The sequence below is a fragment of the Brevibacillus sp. MER 51 genome, assembly GCF_023714195.1.
Classification (GTDB): Bacteria; Bacillota; Bacilli; order Brevibacillales; family Brevibacillaceae; genus Brevibacillus.
On record NZ_JAMAUS010000004.1, the window covers coordinates 281,458 to 305,129 of the forward strand.

The window sequence follows — 23,672 nt, forward strand, 5'->3', positions numbered from 1 at the left end:
TTCAAAGGGATAGAAGGGCTTTTTTCGTTTGGTAAGCGCCTGGTAAAAATCTGCGCGTAACGAGATGGCGTTCCACACGTCTTTTCTTTACGAAGCCTAAGGAATCAATGGAGCCAATTGTAAATGACTTGTGGCGTCTCTTCCTCAGGGCCAGCCGGGAGAACGAATGGTACAGGATTGTTCCAAGGCTGGGCAGGGGACGGTGCATTGGAGATCATGAATTCTGTCCCCAAGGAAACAAAGCTGTACAACTCCTCGACAGCGGCATTGTACAAGCGAACACATCCGAGCGAAACGGATGAGCCAATGCTCTCGGGATGGTTTGTCCCGTGGAGGGCGTACCCGTTCTCCTGAAAGACCATGCCCCTCGTTCCATAAATATTGTCATGTCCGCGCGGCTGATTGATTTTTTGTTGAATGGTATAGTAGCCTTCGGGTGTAGAACCGTTTTTGCCTATGGCAACGGGATAGCTGCGTACCAGATGGGAACCGCTGATGAGCTTCATCGTATGTGTCGAGGTAGACAAGTGAAGCTGTAACGGTTCGAAAGGCGCCACTGGCTCCGGATAGCCGGGAAGCGGCAGCACATTGCGCAAGCTGTCCCATGCGGACTCTGGCAAGAAGGCTTTGGGATGATACGGATAGCTTTTTAACAAAAGTCTCTTCGGCGGTACTGGAACTTGCGGCAAATAATTGCCTGGATATGCGCCAGCCAGATCAGACAGCTGGGCAGGCAATGTACCGGTTTGCTGATAGTAGCGATACAAGGCGTTTCGCAAAATCAGTACATGCTGGAGGGTTAGCTGCTCATCTGTGAGTTCTGCCTTTACTGTGGCAAGTGTCGGTTCTCGTTCCAACTGCACAGGTTTATCCCACCATTTTTCACTGAGAACAGTTCGACTCGTCGGATTATAACGCAAGATGCCTCGGACTTCACGTGGCTGATAAAACAGCAAGGGACGGAACAACGGCGAACCAGGCACTTCCGGGACAACCATCACTGAAAAAGGCTGAGTCAGAGCAGGGCGCCGAGACTCTACATACCGCCGGACCTGTTCAGATAGCTCACGGGCACTGAGTGTAGGAGGGACTGCAATGACCTCTACATGCGGCTGCGTTTGCCCAGGTGTCGGTACGGGCTGTTTGGCAGCCTGCGGCGTTGTCTTGGAAGACGCATCTCTCAACGGTCCGGGCGAAAAAGCGAATTGAAAATAGAGAAACAAGAGTGAAGCCAAGAGTAAACGCGTTCGATTGCCCAAGGAATTGCGTTGTCGCTCCCGCAGCAGTCGTTGATAAGCGTCACGCGTCTCGTTGTAATACGAGCCTTGCTTGGATACCAGTCCACGCCTGTACGCTTCGAGAGCCTGTTCCCGGTTTCCTTGTGCTTCTCGTTCTTGGCCAAGGTGAAACCAGCCGATGGCTTCGTTTGGATACTGCGTCGTATACCACCGGTAAAAGGCGAGGTCGCTCTGATCCGGATATTTCATATGAAATGTACTTTTTTCCTGAAGAAAGGAAACCTTGTCCACGGATACTTCTCCCCCAAATAAATGAGCGTTTAAAAAGGCGCCCTTATAAGGATGTATCGGATGGAGTCGGGAAAATAATGAGAGTGGAGGTCAAAAATGGTTTATTTACGAACGATCAAGCTGCTGCGGGAGAAATTTCCCAACATGAAAGAATATCCGTTTCACTTGCCGTCCTTGCGCAAGCTGGAAGAGATTGAGCTTGCTAGCAGCGTCACTTTTTTTGTAGGAGAGAATGGCTCGGGTAAATCGACGTTATTGGAATCAATTGCCTATCAATGCGGTTTTAACACAGCTGGAGGATCGCGTCACAACTATTATGAGGTGCATCGCTCGGAGGCGATTCTGGGTGACTACATACGTCTTTCCTGGCTGCCTAAAATAACGAATGGTTTTTTCCTGCGAGCGGAGAGCTTCTATCAGTTTGCCAGCCATATCGATGAGATGGGCCCGAAAAGCTATCAACATTACGGCGGACGCTCGCTGCATGAGCAGTCGCACGGAGAATCTTTTTTCTCGTTGTTTGCCAATCGCTTCAACGGCAGGGGAATCTACCTGCTGGATGAGCCCGAGGCTGCTCTCTCACCGAAGCGTCAAATCGCTTTTTTGTACTTGATGCGCGATTTGGTGGAAGAAGGAGCACAATTTATCATTGCGTCGCACTCGCCGATTCTATTGGGCTATCCCGGAGCAACTATCCTCAATTTTGATGAATCGCCGGTACAAGAGGTGAATTATCGCGATACGGAGCACTATCAATTGACGCGCCGTTTCCTGGAGAAGCCCGATCTATTTTTAGATGAAAAATAATTTTCATTCTTCCTGTCACAAAAAACGGCTTGGCGGTTTCTATTAGATGAACGAAGCAGTAGGGCATTCGTCAATAGCGCACGCGGGAAGGAGGAATCCAGTGGAGGTGCAAGCAAACCTGGTGATGAACCATGCTCGAGTAGAGGATCATACAGATTCCTTTCAAGAATTGTTTACGACGTATTATCCGTTTGTAGTCCGACAGATCATGCGAATTGTGAAAGATCAACAAACGGCAGAAGACATTGCGCAGGATGTATTTCTCTCCTTTTACCATACCGATCGCACAGGGATCGAACATATTCCGGCATGGCTGTCCAAGTCCGCGCTCTACGCAGCGTACAATTATCTTCGTTCAGAAAAACGCAGGTACGCCAGACAAGAGCGAAGTGCATCCGAGCAAGAACACGTCAGCCCTTCGTCAGAAGAGATGTGGCTTGCAAAAGAGTCCCAGAGTATCGTCCGCGATGTGCTAGAGGAGCTAGACGAGCGGGAACGAACCTTGCTGGTCATGAAATATTCCGGATTTCCTTATGCGGAGTTGGCGAAAGCGACTGGCACGCAGATCAGCTCGGTGGGAACACTCCTCGCGAGAGCGAAAAGTAAATTTCGTACCATATATGGCCGGATGAGGGGGGAAGAGGAATGAAATGTGCCGATACAGGCTTTATCCAGGCGTTCTTGGATGGGGAATGCAGCTCAAAAGAAAGTAAGCAATTCCTGCTTCATCTGGAGTACTGTGAAACCTGCCGCACACGGCTGGACGAACTGTCCGCGTTGGATAGCTGGACTGGTGAGAAGATGGAGCATGCTTTTTCCGAGACAAGCAATGTGAAGGTCAATACGGAAGCAGCGTGGCAGCGTTTTTCGCAAACAATCGAGAAACCGACGAACACAAATGCACAAGATCGACAAGCGACAACCAATCGAGCAACAATCAGAAGGAGCTGGAATCAGATGAATAAGCAAACAAAAAGATGGGTGACAGGTGCTTCGGCAGCAGCAGTATTGGCTGTATCCCTGTCTTTCCCCCAAGTACAAGCAGCAGCGAACGATTTTCTGTCCATTTTCCGTATGGATAAAGTAGAGTTCGTCAAAGTGACGAAAGAAGATATGCAAGAGCTGGAACAATGGATCGCTAACGGCAATTGGGGCGAGACGGAACTGCCTGGGATCGGAAAAATCTGGATGGATAAAAACGATCAAGAGAAACTTGAGCAAAGAAGCTACTATTATAACAACAAGGAATCCGCTGAAAAGGCTGGGGTGAAGCTGCCACAGCTGCCGCAGGACGTCACGGTGGATAGTGTAGAGATCCAATCTCCTTTTACCATGCACATGGAGATCGATGCCGATCGTGCAAACAAGCTACTGGCGCAATTGCAGGTAGAGGCGCGCTTTGATGAAAAGCTGAGTGGCAAACGCTTCTCCTTGAAGATTCCACAGATGCAGCAGGTCAGGATGCTTGTCGGAAAAGAAAATATTGGCTACTCTGTCGTAGATGCTCCTGAGCTAAGCGCACCAGAGGGAGTCGATCTGGCACAGCTTCGCGAGACAATCTTGGCCCTGCCGTTCATTCCGGATCAAGTGAAAAAGCAGATGATTAGCATCGAAGACTGGCAGCATACCCTCCCTGTGCCATACATGGCAGACGGCGAGAGCAAGATGAAGGAAGTGAAAGTGAACGGTCAAAACGGAATGCTGATCACAGGTAAATACAATTCGCATCTGATGTGGCAGCAGGATGGACAAATTCACATGCTGGAAGGCAGCGAAAAGAACGCTGACGGGCTGTTGGATTTTGCAAAAGAACTGAAATAAGTATACAAATAGTGGAGTGTTGGCAGAGTTTTCCTGAAGAAGGAGGACTCTGCTTTGTCCCGTTTTGCGATGGAGAAAGTGAGGTAAACGATGTCAGATTATGTGATAGAGACCTGGGAATTGACTAAGCAATATAACGGTAAAGCCGGCTGCAAAAATATTACGCTACAAGTACCGCGCGGCTCCGTATTTGGTTTCCTCGGTCAAAATGGAGCGGGTAAAAGTACCTTTGTCAGGACGATGCTCGGGCTATTGCACCCAACGAATGGCAAAGCGGTCATGCTTGGGCAGCCGATTGGCAGTGTCGAATCGCGAAAAAAGGTAGGGTACTTGCCAGAGCTGTTTCGCTATCCTGATTGGTTGACGGGCCAGCAGCTCCTAGAGCATCATGCTGAGTTGTGTGGATTAACATATCGTGAGAGCAAATCCGTGATAAAAAATGTCGTTGAGCTGGTCGGAATGGCTGGACGGGAGAGTGAACGCATCCGGGGCTATTCCAAAGGCATGCAGCAGCGTATCGGGATTGCCTGCGCCCTCTTATCCGATCCAGAGCTGATCTTCCTCGATGAGCCGACCTCCGCACTGGACCCAATCGGGCGGAAAGAAGTGCGTGAGCTGATCGCGCGGCTGCGTGACCAAGGAAAGACGGTTTTTCTCAACAGTCATCTACTGAGTGAAATGGAGAGCGTGTGCAACTACGTCGGGATCATTCACCGCAGTGAGTTGGTCGTACATGGCGACTGGCGCAAGCTGAGCAGCGTCCAACCACAAATTGAATTGACAGTGGACAAGGATAGCGCAGGCTTTCAGAACGAGCTTCCTTCCTTTGTCACAGAGAGTCGTCTCGTAAGACAAGAGAAAGACCGTGATACATGGTTAATGACGATGGATCAGGACAATCGGGTACCCGCTCTGTTGCAACAATTGGTTGCATCCGGGGCTGGAGTACATGAAGTCGTGCGCAAGCAACAATCATTGGAAGACGTATTCCTGTATTGGGTGCAGAGAAAGGAGGGAGAACGACATGTGGCCGATCATCAAAATCACGTATAGAGAAATGATCTCCAAGCGTATTTTCACGATTACGCTGATCATGTCGCTGGCCTTCCTGCTGCTGTTTGGGCTTGCCACAGGCTATGCGGTCAAGGAAATGAAGGAATCGTTCGAGGGCGCAGGTCCGGAAGCTTTGCTGCAAAAAAACTTCTTTTCCACTCAGCTCTTGGGGATGGGCTTGTACTTTGGTTCCGTCATTACGGCACTCTTGGCGATTTTGAGCAGTGTCGGGAGTATTGCATCTGAAATCGAGAGCCACCAAATCGACACGTGGCTGGCTCGCGCCCTTCCTCGCTACAAATATGTATTGGGGAAATTTTTCGGGTTGGCAAGTATGTTGGGGCTATACGCACTCCTGATGTTCCTCGGACTTTTGGCGATCAACCAATGGGTGGGCGGTGGTGCCTTGGCTGTTCAGGTAGGAGGAGACCAAATCCTGAAAGCAGCCGCTTTCTTCGTAAGTATGCCGATCATTCTTGTTTGTGTAGCCATGCTCTTGAGCAGTATGACTACAACAGTAACGGGCGGTATTATCTTGATCATTCTGTACGGGATCAGCTTTATTGGTGGCTTTATCGAGCAGCTTGGTGTTGCATTTAGCAACAGCTCACTCACGAACATCGGGATTATTTCCAGTCTGGTTTTTCCAACCGATTCGTTATTCAGGCAAACGACGCTCTCGCTATTTGATACAGCTGACGATCCGTTGTCCTTCGCTTCGCAAGGCATTTTCGGTACGACTTCACCTCCGAGTACTGCCATGCTCATCTACACCATTCTCTATGGCGTCGTAGCGTTAGGGCTGTCCATTCGGGTATTTCAGAAGCGAGATGTATAAGAAAGACAAAAGAACGGCTAATTCGGCCGTTCTTTTTCTTTTCGCCCTTGCATGGCCGATCACCATATGCGCATTTCGTGATTTTTATGATGTTAATAGAGGAAATGCAGTTAAAACAGTTTATGCGCATATTCTATTCGGATTTTTACGAACATTGTTATAATGACAGCACAATATGAAAGCGCATTCGTCATGGTTGCTACAACATCATTGTAAGCGCATTCTTGCAAGGGGGAACTAGCGTATGTTGGCATTATTTGGATTTCTCATGGTAGCCGTTTTCATGTACCTGATTATGTCGAGACGGCTTTCGGCATTGGTTGCTTTGATTGTCGTTCCTGTTGTTTTTGCGTTGATTAGCGGATTTGGTACAGAAATTGGCGACATGATGCTTGCAGGCATCAAGAAAATTGCGCCGACGGGAATTATGCTGTTGTTCGCCATCTTGTACTTTGGAGTCATGATGGATGCAGGTCTGTTTGATCCATTAATCAAGAAAATCGTGAAAATGGTGAAGGGTGACCCACTGAAGGTGATTGTAGGTACAGCGATCCTCGCTACCTTGGTGGCGCTGGATGGTGATGGAACTACTACTTATATGATTGCGGTTACAGCGATGCTGCCTTTGTACCGCAAGCTGGGAATTAGACCGATGATTCTGGCAGTCATGCCGATGCTCGCACTCGGTGTCATGAACATGACGCCTTGGGGTGGACCGACAGCACGTGTCATGAGTGTACTTCATATGGATGTTTCCGAGATTTTCGTCCCTGTTATTCCTGTAATGATTGGCGGAATTGCGTGGGTGATGATCGTAGCCTGTATTCTGGGCAAACAAGAGCGTAAGCGTCTGGGGATTATGGAGATACCAGATGAAGATTTGCAATCGCTTGCAGGACAAGAAGTGGCGGCGACAGATGAGACTGCTGCACTGAAACGTCCGCGCCTGATCTGGTTCAATCTGTTGTTGACCGCAGCCCTGATGGTCGGTCTGATTACGAGCTTCTTGCCACTGCCGACGATGTTCATGCTCGCTTTTGCCATTGCCCTGTTTGTGAACTATCCGAAAATGCAAGATCAGAAAGAGCGAATTGCAGCCCATGCTGCTAACGCACTGGCTACCGTGTCCATGGTTTTCGCTGCGGGAATCTTTACAGGCATCCTGACTGAAACGAAAATGATCGATGCGATGGCGAGCACACTCGTTTCCTGGATTCCAGATTCACTTGGTTCCCATATGCCTCTACTCGTAGCGCTGACAAGCATGCCATTCACGTATTTCATGTCGAATGATGCATATTACTTCGGGATCGTTCCAATCCTGGCAAATGCAGCAGCCGCTTACGGAATCGATCCGGCGGAAATTGGTCGCGCTTCCATCCTGGGTCAACCGCTGCATGTACTCAGCCCGTTGTTTGCAGCACAGTACCTGTTGATCGGAATGGTTGGAGTCGATTATGCGGAAACCCAAAAGTTCGTCCTGAAATGGGCGTTTGGAACATCGATGGTGATGATTGCGCTTGCTCTTCTTACCGGAGTCATCTCATTCTGATCAACGAAAAGAAGGAAGAAAAAAAGAGGCCTGCTCATGGCCTCTTTTTTCGTCATCGGGCGAAATGAGATACAATGAGAAGAAGAGGAGGGAACGATGTGCGTTTTCACAGCAAGCTGATGTTGATTATTTGCTCGCTCCTTTTTGGTGTGATTGTCATACTCGGTACGATGTTTGAACAGATGCTGGCGGGCGTATTAGAGCATGAGATCGGGACGCGAGCACTGCACACCGCCAAGACCGTCGCGCAGATGTCCGAGATCAAACAGGCGTTTGACACAGAAGATCCCGCCAAGATTATTAATCCAATCGTGGAAAAAATACGCGTGGACACGAATGCGGCTTTTATCACCGTAGGAAATTTGCAAAGCATCCGCTACTCACATCCCGATCCAGAGCAGATTGGCAAAAAGATGGTGGGAGGCGACAATGAGGCAGTATTTGAGGGACAATCCATCATCTCTGAGACAGTCGGTTCGCTTGGTCCTGGGCTGAGAGGAAAAACACCGATCTATGATGAGGAAGGAAAAGTGATGGGGGTCGTTTCTGTCGGCTTCTTGTTTGAGGATATAAATGAAACAATCGAATCGTATCGCAATCGAATCGTTGTCATCGGCATCATCATCATGCTTCTGGGTGTGGTGGCTACGCTCATTCTTTCACAAAATGTAAAGAAAGCGATATTTGGTTTGGAGCCAGAACAAATCGGGCGATTGTATCAGGAAAATCAAGCGGTGCTGGAATCGATTCGCGAAGGTATTGTGGCAGTCAATAAGGATGGGGCGATCACGCTCGCGAATCAGACCGCTCTCCACATGCTCGGGCAAGCGAAGGATAAAGACAGAATCATGGACAAACAGGACGAGCTGGTTCGTTCGCTTGGTCTTCATGAGGTGATTGCGACAGGGAAAGCCGAATTTGACCGCGAAACGAATGTGGACGAGCATGTATTAGTCGTGAACCGGGTCCCGATTATGGATAAGGAGCGCCATGTAATGGGTGCTGTAGCGAGTTTTCGCAATCGGTCCGAGCTGTTCGAGGTCACACAGGAGCTGTCACGAGTGAAGGAGTATGCGGAAGTCCTTCGTTCCCAGACGCACGAGTATTCCAACAAACTGCATCTCATATCAGGACTCATCCAGCTTGAATCGTATCAGGAAGCCATTGAAACGATCTCTTCCGAGTTGAATGTGCATGTCCACAATACGAAGTTTATTATGCAAGAAGTCCCCGACCCGCTGATAGGTGGCTTGTTGCTTGGGAAGCTGAATCAAGCCAACGAACGCAAAGTGGAATTGAAAATAGATCCAGAAAGCAACTTCCGTGACATTCCTGCCTCGATTGATCGCTCACAGCTGATTGTCATTCTCGGCAATTTGATAGATAATGCGATGGACGCTGTAAAAGCTCCAGGTGCATTTGCTCCTGAAATCACGATCTTTTTGCTTAACATGGAAGAGGTCTTGCTTATAGAGGTAGAGGACCGGGGGCCAGGCATCTCCGAAGAAAATGCCGAACGAATCTTTGAGCTGGGCTTCTCTACCAAACAACATCCGAATCATGGCTACGGTCTGCACTTGGTCAAACAAGCTGTTTTACATGTACACGGCAATATTACGCATACGGGTAATCCGGTAGGCGGAACGATTTTTACTGTGACGATACCAAAGGATGCACGCACGGCAGAACGGAAGGAGGCCGTACTAGATGATACGGGTACTCATTATTGAAGACGACCTGAGAATCGCAGAGGTAAACCGACGCTTCGTGGAAAAAGTAGAGGAGTACGAGGTGATTGGCATTGCCACGAATGGGCAAGAGGCCAAGGACCAAATGGAAATTTTACATCCCGACCTCGTTTTGCTCGACATTTATTTTCCGGATATGGACGGCCTCGATTTTTTGTCGATCATAAAGGAGCAGTTCCCTACAACGGATGTCATCATGCTGACAGCCGCCAAAGAAGTAGATGCGGTTGTAGAGGCGATCCGCTATGGCGTATTCGATTTTATTACCAAGCCACTTATCTTTGCACGCTTGCAACAAACGTTGCGGAATTATCAGGAGTTCAGGCAAAAGGTGAGTGATTGGAAAAAAGACACCGATCAAATCAGCCAAGCCCAAATCGATGAGCTTATTTCCCGGACTGGGCAAAAGAAGACAACCGAGACAAGGGCAGTCAAAGGAATTGATCAAATCACGCTGGACAAAATTTCAGGCTTTCTCATGCAGACCCAGGAGGCCACGACCGATTTGGTCAGTAAAGAAACAGGCATTAGCCGTTCAACAGCAAGGCGATATCTCGAATATCTGGTAGCCAAAGGAGACGCCATCGCAGACCTTTCGTACGGAGTCGTCGGACGTCCAGAGCGCGTGTACAAAAGCGTCGGACGGCAAAAAGAATAAAAAAACCCTTCGCGTTCGCAAGTAAGGTACAAGCCTACTAGAGAGCGTGGAGGGTTTTTTGGTACTTCTGATTTCTAATAAGCATTTAGAAGGTTCCGATGAACCAACGAAAGCTGGTGAGAAGAAAAAGCGCAGGGCTCGCAGACCTTGACAACGCCCACCCAGTCGGAACTTCCAAAAGGGGACCACGCTTGTCGAACACTTCTTCCTTGAGAAACTTCCGCCCGTAGGGTGGCTTTGGCTCGACGGTCCCCTTTTGGAAGTGGAGACGTCCAGTGAATCCCCCCTGCTGGTGTGTCAGAGTCGAAGAGAGCTGTGCTTTTTCTTCTCCTCCCCTATGTTGACTCAAACCAGAGCCTACTTAATCACACAGCTCGCTTCCACCCGATAAATACGCTGCCCACGAGAAGAAAAGCGCTCCTCGTACTCCGTCATCACATTATCCGCCGCCAGCTTGGACTGGTGAAGGTCAAAAGTGATATTGCGCATCTGGAAGCGTTCCCCAGCGAATTGGTTGAGTGAAAACTCAAAGAGGTTCTCGTTGTCTGTCTTCATATGAATCTCACCGTCTGCCACAAGCACCTGGCGATAGGTGTTCAAGAAGCTTTTGTAAGTAAGACGGCGTTTCGCATGACGAGTTTTTGGCCACGGATCACTAAAGTTCAAATAGATGCGAGAAATTTCGTGATCGGCAAACAAGTCGGTCAACTTGGAAGCGTCGTATTGGACAAAGGCCAGATTCGGAACAGCTTTGTACTCTGTACGCTGAACAGCGCGCAGAACGACCTCCGCTTTCAGTTCAACCGCAATGAAATTGATGTCAGGGTGACGCTCGGCCAATGTATTAATGAAACGTCCTTTTCCACAGCCGATCTCCACATGAATCGGATTGTTATTCCCGAAGCGTTCCTTCCAGTTTCCTTTATAGGAAAGGGGATTGTCTACAAACGTCGGATATTCTCTCAGGGCCGCTTCGGCACCTGGAATGTTACGCAGTCGCATATGTGCCTCCTTCAAAACGAACTCCTATCTACTTTACGATGACTCCCTGCTAGTTGCAAGTAGAGAGAGAAGAAAGGGAAGCGAGATTCCAGAGGCAGATTACGTGAAAAAGGAGGGAAAAGGGGTTTTTTGTAAATAGAACTAGGACGAAAGTCGCATGGAGTGTGGATTTGGACAAATGGTAGCTGGATAAAATTTCCCAATTTAGGAGGGACATTATGGCAGGAAAATAGACTGAAAATTTGAGGAATGCCCGTCAAATCAAGCGCGAAGGCGTCAAGCGGTAATCGTATCCAGTTGGAAAAATAGTTTTTGGTAAGTTTTTGGTAATTTCATAGAGTGTGAGCTTTGGTAAAGTAGAGAACAAGTGAGAGGTCAGCCAAACTTTGCATAAAATGGTCCCTAGTTGAGCAGGGATCTTTTTCAAAAGAAAAGGGAGGATGAACAGCATGAAATTACATAAAACCCTCATAGGAATCGTAATGGGAGTAACATTGGGAGTCACATCGATTGTCGCTCCACTGCCAGGAAAGCAAAATGTAGCCGAGGCAGCGTGGACGCAATCCAAGGCGGACAAGGTCATTGCCACGGGAAGAAAATATATGGGTACTCCTTATAAATTCGGTGCGAGCAGCAATACCACAGCCGTATTTGATTGTTCTTCCTTTACACAGCGCGTATTTAAAGTCGCAGTCGGCAAGAGCTTGCCACGCACTTCTCGCGATCAAGCCAAGAAAGGAACAAGTGTGTCCAAGGCCAACCTGAAAAAGGGAGACTTGGTGTTCTTCAAGGCGAGTACAACGACGACATCCAAACGGATTACACACGTAGCGATTTATGCAGGCAACAACAAACTCTTACATACGTATGGAAAACCAGGAGTGACGTATTCGACCTTTAAGGGCACGTCCTGGGAGAAGCGCTTCGTTTCGGCACGGCGAGTCTTGTAATCTACTCGTCTGGCTCTCTACTTACTAATACGTCTGGCAACCCAATTTGTTGCGAGAATCGAGGAATGCAAATCTTGTAAAAAAAAGCCCTTGCCTTGTGGAGTCTCCCACAAAGACAAGGGCTTTGGTCTGTATGCTAGCAGTGTGCTAGATTTTCAAAATACCACCCATGCTCGCATTCGTTACCAGCTTGGAGTAACGAGCCAGATAGCCTGTTTTTACCTTCGGCTCGAATTCTTTCCAGCCTTCTTTGCGGCGAGCCAGCTCGGCTTCATCCACGAGCAGTTGCATCGTGCGCTCCTCGAGATCAATCGAGATGATATCTCCGTCCTGTACGAAGGCAATTGGACCGCCTTCTGCGGCTTCAGGAGACACGTGACCGATACTGATCCCGCGAGAAGCTCCGGAGAAGCGTCCGTCTGTAACGAGCGCGACTTCTTTACCGAGACCCATACCCACGATTTGCGAGGTAGGAGCCAGCATTTCCGGCATACCTGGGCCGCCCTTAGGACCTTCATAGCGGATGACGACAACATGACCGGATTTGATTTTGCCAGCAGCGATTCCTGCCAGAGCCTCCTCTTGGGAGTCAAAGCAGATGGCTGGACCTTCGTGCTTTTTAATAGAAGGATCGACACCACCTGTTTTGATGATCGAGCCTTGCTCTGCCAGGTTGCCGAACAGAACAGCGAGACCGCCGGAAGCGCTGTACGGATTGTCTAGGCGACGAATGACTTGATCGTTTTTGATTTCGGCGTCAGCGATGTTTTCGCCAAGGGTTTTGCCCGTGACGGTGATACGGTCTGGATGGATCGCGCCTGCTTTTTTCGCGATTTCTTTCAGAACCGCTGATACGCCGCCTGCCTCGTGGCAATCCTCGATATGATAGTCGGAGGAAGGAGCCAGCTTGCAAATATGTGGAATGCGCTTCGCTACTTCGTTGATGCGCTCGATTGGGTATTCGATGCCTGCTTCTTGTGCGATAGCCAGAGTATGGAGAACCGTATTGGTTGAACCACCCATCGCCATGTCGAGTGCGAATGCATCATCGATTGCCTCAAGTGTCACGATGTCGCGTGGCTTAATGTCGCGTTCAATCAGATTTTTCAGTTTTTCAGCAGATGCTTGTACCAACTCGCGACGTTCAGGCGAGACAGCGAGTACGGTACCGTTGCCAGGGAGAGCCAAACCAATGGCTTCGAGCAAACAGTTCATCGAGTTTGCTGTAAACATACCGGAACAGGAACCGCAAGTCGGGCATCCATATTGCTCCAGCTCTTCGAGTTGCTGGTCGTTGATCAAGCCTGCTTGGTGAGCTCCGACACCCTCGAATACGGAGGAAAGCGAGATGGAGCGGCCATCACTCGTTTTTCCGGCTTTCATAGGACCACCGGTTACAAAGACGGTTGGAATGTTGACACGAAGCGCACCCATGATCATCCCAGGAGTGATCTTGTCACAATTTGGAATACAGATCATGCCATCAAACCAGTGAGCAGCGACAACGGTTTCCAAGCTGTCTGCAATAATCTCACGGCTCGGGAGGGAATAGCGCATCCCGATATGTCCCATAGCGATTCCGTCGTCAACACCAATCGTATTGAATTCAAATGGTACCATGCCAGCAGCACGAACGGCTTCCTTGACCAGTTTTCCAAACTCCTGCAAGTGCACGTGACCCGGAATAATGTCGATGTACGAGTTGCAAATGGCGATAAACGGTTTATCGAAATCCTCATCCTTTACACCTGCTGCACGAAGCAAGCTGCGGTGTGGTGCGCGGTCGAATCCTTTTTTGATCATATCACTTCGTTGTCTGGCCAATTTGAAAAACTCCCTTCCAATACGGATCATGCCTGTCTTATGTTTTGAACTATCTTATCAATTTTTAATTACAGAAACAACCGTAAAAGTCTGAACATTTGCTCAGTCTCGAATGACATAAGTTTAGGAATCATAGCGAAATCAGCTTGTTTGGGATAAAATAGAAGAATCGATTCTATTTCGGTTGGAGTGAACGAAATGTTAGACGAGTTAAAAAACATCTGGTCGGACGGGAGTGAAGAGGAGCGCCGCATTATCGAGCTGGCTGTTGCTGCCATTCATCAAAAGCGGGAACGGAATAGTGCATTTATCTCCGGGTTTCTTGGATTAAAGGGAGAGTTCATAGACGAAGAAAGACAGTCATATCGCTTCGAATTGCCTCTGACCCCTTTTATGCACAATTCAGGGGGAGTTGTTCATGGAGGAATTCTTGCGACCTTGATCGATTCAGCGATGGGCTCCTTGATCAATCGATCCTTGCCACCCAATCAGTATGCAGTGACGACAGAGCTGAAGCTCAATTACTTGCTTCCGGGAACAGGAGAGCGGCTGCGCGCCGAAGCGAGCTTTTTGCATCGCGGACACACGCTGGTCGTCATGGAGGGCAGTGTTTACGATGATCGGGATAGGCGGATCGCCCACGGTACAGGAACGTTCATTGTGCTTTCCAGAAATGGTCGGAAATAAAAAAGCCTCGCTCCACATCAAAAAGGTGAGAACGAGGGGTGACGGTGTTATTTGATGACAACGAGACCACTGTATTCCGAGATGTAAGTGAGCATTTTGGTGGAAAGCGGCACGATAAACTCCATATTTTCTTTTTCGACGATACCAGAACGTGAAACAATCCGCGCCCACTTGGCGGTCAGCTTGTAGTAATCGGAACCAAACGAGGCGTGTACCGTCTGACTCTGATGCCGAAATGTGACAGGGCTTGTGTCCAGCTTCATCGGGATCATACTGATGATATCCTGTAAAAACAAATGGTAGGTCATATGTGGCTTGAAAAAAACGAGCTCCTTTGTGGTGACGGAGAAGCCGTAGCTATTGTTCATTTGGGTGAATTTGAGTTCACCTTCCATATTTTTCAGCCGAATGAAGTCGGTGTTCATATTTATCCCCCTCCTTCGGGTATCTCTCTATGATAGTAATCTTTCCTATGCAAGTGCAAGTGGAAGGTTGTTCAAAAAAGTGTTCCAAACGTATAAAGGAGCGAAATATCATGATCGAAATTGCAAAAGAAGCAGCAAGTGTCGCGGGTGCCTTTTTGAAGGAACGTTTTCTTGAACAGCTCGTGCCCGATGAGGAATTGCATAACGACGTGAAGCTGCCAGAGGATAAAGGCAGTGAACAGCGCATCATTGAGGTCCTGCATCGCCACTTCCCGACACATACCATTTTTTCGGAAGAGGTCGGAATGGTTTCCCGCGAGGAAGAGTATCTGTGGATTATCGATCCGTTAGATGGAACGAATAACTACTTTATCGGCTATCCGTATTTCTCAATCTCGATTGCGTTGCAGCACAAGGGCGAGCTGGTACTGGGCGTCGTCTACAATCCGGTAGCAGGTCAAATGTTTTGGGCGGAAAAAGGAAAGGGAGCCTATTTGAACGGAAAACGATTGAACGTCAATAACCGACAAGACCTCACACGTGCAGTCGGAACGTACATCCGTGGACGCAACACAGTAACGAAGGAGGAAGAGATGGCTTTTACGGAACCGTTTGTATTCCAGACCAAGCGTCTCATGCGAAATATTGCGCCTGCACTGGACTGGTGCCTGCTGGCAAACGGATGGCTCGATTATATTGTCATGCAACGCTCCAATATTATGGATGTTGCCGCCGGAATTGTGATCGCCCAGGAGGCGGGTGCAACGATTACGGACTGGTCTGGAAAACCGTATCAGCATGAGCCGTTCCAACAAGATCACACCCCTTCCTTAATGGCGAGCAACGGACATTTGCATGAAACCATTCGCGGTATGATTCGACAGTAACGGGTACAAAAGAAGCAGGACTTATGTAGCGGTTTATGGCTCTGCTGGATTTCTTTTCATTTATTGGCAACCAAATGTTTCGGCGCACGTATAAAATTGTGCGAAAGATTTGCTATTCTGTGATAGGTAAAGAGGTGAGAAAAATGGCACGAATGGAATATCGGCTGCTGGATGAGGCGAGGGGATACCCAGTTCAGTTTTACTACGACCACGTGAACAAAGATGAGGTCTCCCTGCGTTTCGCTTGCGATTATTTGGTGAAGGGGCATGTCGTTTATGAAAAAACGTCCTGTGCAATCGAAAACGGTACGTATGTCATTTACGTCAAGCGCTCAACAGAAGAACAAGCTGTCGATTACGCGGAGGCTGTGTCTGCACGCTGGGGCAGCATCCAGATCGAAATGCGTGAATTTCAAGAAAATGCAAGCGTTTATCCGCTCGTCCACACGTTTTATTTCAAGGACGATGACGATGCTCTCTTGCATTTGCAAAGCGACTACTTGTACGTGAATGGACGCGAATGGGAGAAGACATCGGCCGAGGTGGATGAAGATCGGCAGGTTTATGTTTACTACGCGAAGCCAGTGTAGGAGGAAGAAAAATGGCACAAACGAAATCAAAGAAAGTAGTCGGTCTGTTCGTCGTAGCTGCACTTGCGATCAGCGGTTGTTCTTCCGGGGACGACTATGATGATTGCTACGATAATGACAATGACGGCTATTGTGACGATAGCAGCAGCAGTGGGGGTTCGAGCTCTACCTACAGGTCTTACAAGAGCAAATCCGGAGTATCGAGTGGGATAAGCACGAGCAGCTCCAAGGGCGGTATCGGCAGCTCGGGCTATTCCAGCTCCGGGTGAGGTGAGGAAAGTGGCAGACCATAACCGACGAGAACGAGAGGCGCTGTACGGTCCGATGCGGGAAGAGGGCGTATTTACCTGGGATTGGATGTATGGCGAGGAATATGCGCTCCATGATATTCACCTGATCTCCCCCACCTTTCGAGAGGAAATCGCGATGGCAACCGAGCGACTGGGGCAAATCTTTACCAAGGTCGTTCCGGTATTGCAGCGTGCAGAGGATTCCCTGTTGTTGGAACTGGGAGTGCCAAAGCAGGCATTGCAGGCAGTCAGGATCGTAGTTTCCCAAACGGTGCCGACTGTGATTGGACGCTTTGATTTTGCCCAGACGACAGAAGGTTTGAAGATGCTTGAGTGCAACAGCGACACCCCTACAGGAATCGTCGAGGCTTTTTATGTGAACGGTCGTGCCTGTCGCCATTTCCTGCGTGAGGACCCGAATGAAGGGATGGAGCGGCAGTTGCGTTCGGCTTTCAGCAAGGTGGTCGACGCGTATTGGGCGAAAGGCTATGATACGGATTCTATCTGGTTTAGCTCGCTCGACTGGCATGAGGAAGACAAGGGAACGACATTGTACTTACTGAACCAATCGGGTCTTTCTGCCCGGTTTGCCGCTTTGGAACATTTGCGTGTTTGGCAAGATCGGCTCTATGTAAAGGAGAATGAGGAGCTACTCCCAGTCGATGTGCTGTACCGTCTGCATGCTTTGGAAAAGCTGGCGGTAGAACAAGATGAAGACGGCTACCCGACTGGTGAGCATGTGCTTTCGCTGATTGCCCGCAAAAAGCTCGCCATTATTAATCCTCCTTCTGCGTTTCTCATTCAGACGAAGGCTTTGCAGGCGCTCATCTGGAACTTGCATGAGGCGAATGAGTTTTTCACCGAAGAGGAGCACGCGATCATCGAAGCTTACATGCTGCCTACTTATTTTGAAAATCGGTTTGCAGGCAAGGAGGACTACGTCACGAAGCCGATTTTTGGGCGAGAAGGTGGCGGTGTCATGCTGTTTGCATCAGATGGTACGCTGCAAGAGAAAGATCAGGAAGAGTTTTACTGGGAGCAGCCGATGATTTATCAGAAACGGGTGGAGCTTCCGGAGATTACGGTTCAGACGATGAAGGGGGCTTATGCTGGACGACTGCTCTGGGGGTCCTTTTGGATCGGCACAGAGGCATCGGCAATTGTAGCTCGTGTCGGTGGACCGATTACAAACAACCTATCATATTATTTGCCGGTCGGCATAGACAAGTAGCGAAAGGAGAGGACAACTTACATGTTGGGACAATTGGATTACGTAGTAAACTTTTTGGCGTATTTGGCAGTGACCATTCCGATATTGGCTGTAGGGATTATTGTGTTTACGATTACGACTCCTTACAAGGAGTTTGATCTGATCAAGCAGGGAGCACAGACTGACGATCCGAAGAAAATGGCAGCGGCAAAAGCAGCCTCGCACGATTTGGGAGGAAAAATCATCGGTTTGGCAATCGTCCTTGCTTCGGCTGTTTACCACTCCGTTAACTTGTGGGATTTGGTCATCTGGGGTATTGTAGGAATGGTATTTCAAGTCATCATTTTTTATTTGTTCGAATGGATCACACCATTTAAAGTCGTGTCTGAAATTCCGAACGGGAACGTATCCGTCGGTATTTTCGCATCGCGGTTGAGTATTGCAGCGGGCTTGTTGATGGCTGCGCTGATCAGCTACTAAGCATGGAAAGAGGCGTTCACCTTCGAAGTCTGGTGCTCATGTAGGTTCTCTGCATTTGGCTCCTCCCGCTTCAGGTTCTCGCCTCTTTTTCGATGTGGAACCGCTCATATTTTGAACAGGTACTTACGGGCACAGGGAGGAGTCTTTTTGTTCTGGCGCGTCATGTATGAGATTTTTATCATTATGCTTGTGATTACGTATGCGATTCTGTTGTTCGCAGACTTCTCCAATCATCCGCTGTTGACGGATGAACTGATGGACAAGGTAGACAATGGGCTGATCATTTTGCTGATTGTCGAGTATTTGGTCCGGCTATGGAGGGCGAAGGACAAACGAAAATTCGTTTATGCCAACTGGTTCGATCTGATCGCAATGATTCCATTGGACTCTTATTTGTATTTAGCCAGAATCATGCGCGTGCTTCGTCTGGTGCGCATCGTGCGTGCTTCGCCATTTTTGCTGGGAATCATTCGATCTGGCCCGATGCGTCAAGTATTTGGTGTCGTCACGATCATCATGCTGTGGAGCTCGACTGCGATTTATTTGCTCGAATACGGTGTAAACGAGAATATCAAAAGCTTCCCGGATGCGTTGTGGTGGTCGATTGTGACAACTACGACAGTCGGCTACGGTGATATTTCGCCTGTGACGGCAGGTGGAAGGATCATGGCGACGATTTTGATGATAACGGGGATCGGAATGCTGGGAGCATTGACGGCAAATTTTGCTACGCATTGGACAGAGACACATGAAAGCAAAAGCCTGGATGAGAAAGATCGCTTGACGGAAGAGATCAAAAAGCAGGCGATCACAAATATCCAACAGATCGAAAACTTGACCGAGCGCGAGTATGAAACGCTCAAAGAAAGCATGGATTTGCTGTATCGCCGAACGAGGAAAAAGAGTGAGGAATAAGGGGAGAGCTGTCAGGCATTAGGCCTGGCAGCTTTTTTCTTCTCCATTTGAATCACTTTCATAGTGTTTTAAAAGCTTCTTCCCTCCACAACAGCAACTTTCCAAACCACTATGTTCAAGTGAAATATGATTTTGTTATTGACGAGGCAATCCATCCAAATTATAATTCCGAGTAAACACATATGAATTACAAAATAAGTTTGGATAAGGGGATTATCCGATGGCGAAAACAGCGGTTTTGGTAATTGCTCACGGTTCACCGGATCCTGACTGGTTGGCGTTGGTGGAATCAGCCGTTTGGCAGTGCCGCACTGATTTGCCAATTCGGGTAGCTTACTTGGGAGGAGTGGAAGGACGAAGCATCAGCGAGGAAGTGAATCGTCTGGAAGCATCAGGAGCGACAACGATTGTCGTCGTTCCGCTATTCGCTACGGCTGGAAGCAATCACGTAGGGGAAATCCGCGCGATGCTTGGACTAGACCCATGGCCGACAGGAGAGACAGACCTGATTCGCGTTCCCGTTCAGGCAAGAATTCTTTGGTGTCCACCATTGGAGGATCACGGAAACGTCGAGCAGATTGTGGCAGAGCGAATCGCAAGTCTATCACGCTTGCCTAATCAGGAGGCTTTGTTGCTCGTCGGGCACGGCAGTGACTTGCCGGGATGTCATGAGCGCTGGGAAAAGCTGCTCTTGCGTCTGACATTCCGCTTGCAAAACCGCTTTGCATTTGCCGCTGCCGGATATGCGACACTGAGGCCTGATACACTGTACGATCAAGCCTGTTTACTTGCAGAAAAAGGGGAGGTTCTCGTGCTTCCTCTGTTTGTCAGCCAAGGTTACTTCACGCGACAAGCAATCCCGAAAAGGCTTGTGGGCTTGGCTTATCGTTATGAGGGCAGTGCGTACTTGCCCCATCCACTGATTGCGGACTGGATGAGCCAATCGATTCGAATGGCATTGGTAACTGACATCTTCACACAAAGGAGCATGTACGAGCATGGCCGAGAGAAAGCAGTGGAAATGGGCTGCTGATCCATCCCTCAACAAAATGGAGTTTACGAAGCTGGAAAAAGACGGACTGGATGTCATCGAGACGATCGTAAACACCTATTCCAAAGAAGGATTTGCATCGATTGAATCTTCTGACATGGATCGATTTAAATGGGCAGGCGTCTATCAGCAGCGGCCAAAGGACGGACACTTCATGATGCGTGTACGAATACCTGGAGGCATTTTGAGCAGTGAACAAGCTCGGGTGCTCGCCAATATCGCAGCAGATTATGGCCGTGATCTGGTGGATGTGACCACGCGTCAGGCTGTGCAATTTCACTGGCTCACGGTAGAATCGCTCGCTGACATTTTTGAGCGGTTCGCATCAGCCGGACTTTCCTCTTTTGAGTCATGTGGAGACTGCCCGCGGCAAATCATGGGGAACCCACTGGCAGGAATTGATCCGTATGAAGTGCTGGATACGCGCCCCATCGTAGCGGAGTTAGAAAAATTTTTCTTGCTCAATCGGGACTTCTCCAATCTGCCACGCAAGTACAAAATATCGGTTTCTGCCAACATCCATAACGCCGCGCATGCGCAAATCAACGACCTGGCATTCACTCCGGCCAAAAAAGTCATAGCTGGCGAGGAAGTGATCGGCTTTCATGTATGGGTGGGTGGCGGCTTGTCAGCGAAGCCATTCTTGGCGAAGCAACTGGATGTTTTCGTGCGACCAGAGAATGTCGTCAAAGTAGCCGCAGGAGTTACGACTTTATACCGTGATTTCGGTTACCGTCAAAAACGTACACATGCACGTCTAAAGTTCTTGGTCGCTGACTGGGGACCGGAAAAGTTCAAGGAGCAATTACTGGAGCTGGTTGGCGAATTAGAGCCAGGTGGTATCGATTTAACCGCGGGGTGGAATGGTGGATATTTTTATGGCATTCACGAGCAACGTCAAGCAGGACTGTACTACGCGGGCTTGTCTGTTCCCGTTGGGCGGATGAATGCAAGGGAACTAAATGAACTTGCCCGTTTGGCGGACGAATATGGCGATGGGACGATTGGCACCTGTAACACGCAAAATGTCCTGATTCGCAACATTCCTGAAGCAAAAGTAGCAGCTTTCCGCAATGAGTCGTTGATTGTGAATCGTTTCAAATTGCAGCCCAATACGTTTGTCGGGTATGCCGTATCGTGTACAGGTACGGAATATTGCAATCTGGCTATCGTGGAGACCAAGGAGCGGATGCGTTCGCTGGCTCAATATTTGGATGATACGGTCGTTCTCGAAACGCCGCTGCGCATTCACATGATCGGTTGCCCGAATTCTTGCGGACAGCGCCAAATTGCGGATATCGGCCTGCAAGGTGCATTGGTCAAGACAGCGGACGGAATGGTAGAGGCGTTTGACATCTTCGTAGGCGGGACACTGGAGGAACCGCAATTCAACCGCAAGCTCAATGCACGGATTGCTGTGGACAGACTCGGGCCGTTCCTTGCCCAATTGATCACGCTGTACAAGGTGGATCGTCAGGAAGACGAACCGTACTGGCGCTACGTAGAGCGGGTAGGACTTTCCCATATCCAAGCACAGGTTGACTCCATTCTGCAACCAGCGTAATGCTAGGGCGGGTAGCGTTAGATTAGGGGGGAATGTCATGGGAGAGGAACAAGCAGAGAGCTACCTTTACAAGCTGGAAGCCGTGCTAGAGGAAGGGCGGTTACTGACGATTGTTGTGATCGCCCAAACGGATGAGCGAGCTTTCTCTTCAGCCGAGAACAATCTCTTGCGACATACCATAGCGCCACCTCGCATCAAAGAGCTGAGCTTGGTAGAGAAGAAGCCGCTCGGACGCCAAGGAGTCGGGTACGTAGTGGAAACCTCTACGTTTGCCTGATACAGCCAAGGCTCTTCCTGTGAAGGAACAAAGCAGCAAGGAGGACGGATTCGCAATGAACACAGGTAGAGTCGTTTTTGTCGGAGCAGGGCCGGGTGACCCCAAGCTGCTGACAATTCGCGGCATGGAGTCGCTTCGTCTTGCGGATGTGATTGTGTACGATCGCCTGGCAAGCCCGCAGCTTCTCTCGTACGCAAAAAAGGGCGCCAGCCTCATCTATTGCGGGAAAGAGGCCGATCATCATACATTGCCGCAGGAAGAGATCAACCTCCTTCTCATTCGGGAAGCCCAAAAAGGGAAGTATGTCGTTCGACTGAAAGGCGGGGACCCGAGCATGTTCGGGCGGGTAGGAGAAGAAGCGCAGATGTGCCGTGACCATTCTATTCCGTTTGAGATCGTCCCGGGGATTACTTCCGGGATGGCGGCTCCGCTCTATGCGGGTATTCCGCTGACGCATCGTGACTACAACTCTTCCGTCGCTTTTGTCACCGGTCACTTGTGTGAAAAAAATGCGGGAAAGGAGCCGGACTGGGCAGCCCTCGCCTCGATGGAAACGTTGGTCATCTACATGGGTGTGAAAAATCTGCCTCGGATCAGGGAGCGCCTTCTTGCGCATGGAAAAGACGCCGATACACCCGTTGCTCTCGTGCGCTGGGGGACGGTGCGTGAGCAGGAGACGCTGATCGGCCAGCTTGGGACGATAGATAAGGAAGTCGAGCAGGCTCGTTTTGCCGCACCCGCTATCATTATCGTAGGGGAGGTCGTCCGTCTGCGGGAATCGCTGAACTGGTACGAATCCCGCCCCTTGTTCGGTAAACGAGTAGCTGTTGCAAGAAGAGCAAGCGATGAAGGAAATAGCGAGCTCTTGATTGCCTTGGAACAGTTGGGAGCCGAAGTCATGCCGATTTCTTTGATCGAACGCTGCACGTTTGACATCCCATTGACAGAGCTTGCCACTTATCGTTGGCTCGTCTTCCAGAATGCGCAGCAGGTATCCTTTTTTACTTCTGCCCTGCGACAACAGCGCTACGATGTACGGCGCTTAACGAGCAAGCTGGCTGTTTGTGGACAACGGGCATATGCGGCTTTCGAGAAACAGGGGATATATCCGGACTTGGTGCTCGATGAAAACACGTCACTGCTGGCATTCCCTGACCTGCTTGCCTTGGAAAAAGAAGAGCAGGTGCTTTACGCAGGGGAAGGGAAGCCGCAAAAAATCAGGTTGGACGATGGCAAGGCGATTCAAGTGATCCAAGCGGGCACGTTCGAATGGGATGGGAAGAACCCCAATGAAAAGATGGCAGGATGCTCATTTGACTGGCTAGCCACGGATGATGTCCATACGCTGTCAGCGCTGGCCCAATTCGCTGGCGATGCCTGGTCAAAGACACCAATCGTATGTGTCGGAAAGGAAACAGCGGATGCAGCCAGAGAAATGGGCTGGCAATTCGTGAGCAGCCAAGAAGATAACGCGATCAATATAAACGAGCTGAAGGAGTCGTACGCTAAATGAT

General features: G+C 49.4%; 24 protein-coding genes. 20 read left to right on the forward strand and 4 right to left on the reverse strand.

Annotated elements, in window-relative coordinates:
* Positions 1–104: 104 nt before the first annotated feature.
* Complete coding sequence (locus tag M3630_RS11050) at positions 105–1,529, reverse strand: L,D-transpeptidase family protein (protein WP_251252126.1); 1,425 nt, start codon at positions 1,527–1,529, stop codon at positions 105–107.
* A gap of 96 nt (positions 1,530–1,625) precedes the next feature.
* Between M3630_RS11050 and M3630_RS11055 the strand changes: the two genes are divergently transcribed.
* From M3630_RS11055 to M3630_RS11090, 8 genes are all read left to right on the forward strand, one after another.
* Positions 1,626–2,336: an AAA family ATPase gene (locus tag M3630_RS11055; protein WP_251252127.1), complete on the forward strand. Its 711-nt coding sequence runs from the start codon at positions 1,626–1,628 to the stop codon at positions 2,334–2,336.
* A gap of 124 nt (positions 2,337–2,460) precedes the next feature.
* Positions 2,461–2,985, forward strand: a complete 525-nt coding sequence (locus tag M3630_RS11060) for an RNA polymerase sigma factor SigX (RefSeq protein ID WP_217367222.1) — start codon at positions 2,461–2,463, stop codon at positions 2,983–2,985.
* Positions 2,982–4,157 carry an anti-sigma factor family protein gene (locus M3630_RS11065; RefSeq protein ID WP_251252128.1) on the forward strand — a complete coding sequence of 392 codons (1,176 nt, stop codon included), beginning with the start codon at positions 2,982–2,984 and terminating at the stop codon, positions 4,155–4,157. Before M3630_RS11060 ends, M3630_RS11065 begins: the two co-directional genes overlap by 4 nt.
* 90 nt (positions 4,158–4,247) lie before the next feature.
* A complete protein-coding gene (locus tag M3630_RS11070; protein ID WP_251252129.1) occupies positions 4,248–5,210 on the forward strand; it encodes an ABC transporter ATP-binding protein in 963 nt (320 codons plus the stop codon).
* On the forward strand, positions 5,182–6,048 hold the full coding sequence (locus M3630_RS11075) for an ABC transporter permease subunit (RefSeq protein ID WP_251252130.1): 867 nt from the start codon (positions 5,182–5,184) through the stop codon (positions 6,046–6,048). Before M3630_RS11070 ends, M3630_RS11075 begins: the two co-directional genes overlap by 29 nt.
* Before the next feature lie 244 nt (positions 6,049–6,292).
* A complete protein-coding gene (locus M3630_RS11080) occupies positions 6,293–7,600 on the forward strand; it encodes a CitMHS family transporter (protein ID WP_251252131.1) in 1,308 nt (435 codons plus the stop codon).
* Between the two features lie 98 nt (positions 7,601–7,698).
* Positions 7,699–9,330 carry an ATP-binding protein gene (locus M3630_RS11085; protein WP_483298462.1) on the forward strand — a complete coding sequence of 544 codons (1,632 nt, stop codon included), beginning with the start codon at positions 7,699–7,701 and terminating at the stop codon, positions 9,328–9,330.
* Entirely contained in the window at positions 9,308–10,006 is a 699-nt protein-coding gene (locus M3630_RS11090) for a response regulator (protein ID WP_251252133.1), read from the forward strand. The genes M3630_RS11085 and M3630_RS11090 overlap by 23 nt, the downstream gene beginning before the upstream one ends.
* Before the next feature lie 357 nt (positions 10,007–10,363).
* Here M3630_RS11090 and trmB read toward each other — a convergent pair whose 3' ends face one another.
* Entirely contained in the window at positions 10,364–11,008 is a 645-nt protein-coding gene (trmB, locus tag M3630_RS11095) for a tRNA (guanosine(46)-N7)-methyltransferase TrmB (protein WP_173610906.1), read from the reverse strand.
* Between the two features lie 449 nt (positions 11,009–11,457).
* On the opposite strand from trmB, the gene M3630_RS11100 reads away from it, so the two are divergent.
* Positions 11,458–11,958, forward strand: coding sequence for a C40 family peptidase (locus M3630_RS11100; RefSeq protein WP_251252134.1), 501 nt, complete (start codon positions 11,458–11,460; stop codon positions 11,956–11,958).
* Positions 11,959–12,105: 147 nt separating this feature from the next.
* On the opposite strand, the gene ilvD is transcribed toward M3630_RS11100, so the two are convergent.
* Positions 12,106–13,782 (reverse strand): dihydroxy-acid dehydratase, encoded by a 1,677-nt coding sequence (ilvD, locus tag M3630_RS11105; protein ID WP_015892520.1) that lies wholly within the window; start codon positions 13,780–13,782, stop codon positions 12,106–12,108.
* Positions 13,783–13,980: 198 nt separating this feature from the next.
* On the opposite strand from ilvD, the gene M3630_RS11110 reads away from it, so the two are divergent.
* Entirely contained in the window at positions 13,981–14,469 is a 489-nt protein-coding gene (locus tag M3630_RS11110; protein WP_251252135.1) for a PaaI family thioesterase, read from the forward strand.
* Positions 14,470–14,516: 47 nt separating this feature from the next.
* Here M3630_RS11110 and M3630_RS11115 read toward each other — a convergent pair whose 3' ends face one another.
* Positions 14,517–14,894, reverse strand: a complete 378-nt coding sequence (locus M3630_RS11115; RefSeq protein ID WP_173610909.1) for a hypothetical protein — start codon at positions 14,892–14,894, stop codon at positions 14,517–14,519.
* A gap of 110 nt (positions 14,895–15,004) precedes the next feature.
* On the opposite strand from M3630_RS11115, the gene M3630_RS11120 reads away from it, so the two are divergent.
* From M3630_RS11120 to cobA, 10 genes are all read left to right on the forward strand, one after another.
* Complete coding sequence (locus M3630_RS11120) at positions 15,005–15,781, forward strand: inositol monophosphatase family protein (protein WP_173610910.1); 777 nt, start codon at positions 15,005–15,007, stop codon at positions 15,779–15,781.
* Between the two features lie 143 nt (positions 15,782–15,924).
* A complete protein-coding gene (locus M3630_RS11125; RefSeq protein ID WP_173610911.1) occupies positions 15,925–16,371 on the forward strand; it encodes a hypothetical protein in 447 nt (148 codons plus the stop codon).
* A gap of 11 nt (positions 16,372–16,382) precedes the next feature.
* Entirely contained in the window at positions 16,383–16,640 is a 258-nt protein-coding gene (locus M3630_RS11130) for a hypothetical protein (protein ID WP_173610912.1), read from the forward strand.
* 10 nt (positions 16,641–16,650) lie between these two features.
* The gene (locus M3630_RS11135; RefSeq protein ID WP_251252136.1) at positions 16,651–17,892 is read left to right on the forward strand and encodes a glutathionylspermidine synthase family protein; all 1,242 of its coding nucleotides are present in this window, start codon (positions 16,651–16,653) and stop codon (positions 17,890–17,892) included.
* Positions 17,893–17,913: 21 nt separating this feature from the next.
* On the forward strand, positions 17,914–18,351 hold the full coding sequence (locus tag M3630_RS11140; RefSeq protein ID WP_251252137.1) for a DUF350 domain-containing protein: 438 nt from the start codon (positions 17,914–17,916) through the stop codon (positions 18,349–18,351).
* A gap of 147 nt (positions 18,352–18,498) precedes the next feature.
* Complete coding sequence (locus M3630_RS11145) at positions 18,499–19,266, forward strand: potassium channel family protein (protein WP_251252138.1); 768 nt, start codon at positions 18,499–18,501, stop codon at positions 19,264–19,266.
* A gap of 220 nt (positions 19,267–19,486) precedes the next feature.
* On the forward strand, positions 19,487–20,299 hold the full coding sequence (locus tag M3630_RS11150; protein WP_251252139.1) for a sirohydrochlorin chelatase: 813 nt from the start codon (positions 19,487–19,489) through the stop codon (positions 20,297–20,299).
* The gene (locus M3630_RS11155) at positions 20,265–21,881 is read left to right on the forward strand and encodes a nitrite/sulfite reductase (protein WP_251252140.1); all 1,617 of its coding nucleotides are present in this window, start codon (positions 20,265–20,267) and stop codon (positions 21,879–21,881) included. The genes M3630_RS11150 and M3630_RS11155 overlap by 35 nt, the downstream gene beginning before the upstream one ends.
* Positions 21,882–21,918: 37 nt before the next feature.
* Positions 21,919–22,158, forward strand: a complete 240-nt coding sequence (locus M3630_RS11160; RefSeq protein WP_221868112.1) for a DUF3906 family protein — start codon at positions 21,919–21,921, stop codon at positions 22,156–22,158.
* 55 nt (positions 22,159–22,213) lie between these two features.
* Positions 22,214–23,671, forward strand: coding sequence for a uroporphyrinogen-III C-methyltransferase (gene cobA / locus M3630_RS11165; protein WP_251252141.1), 1,458 nt, complete (start codon positions 22,214–22,216; stop codon positions 23,669–23,671).
* Position 23,672: the final 1 nt, after the last annotated feature.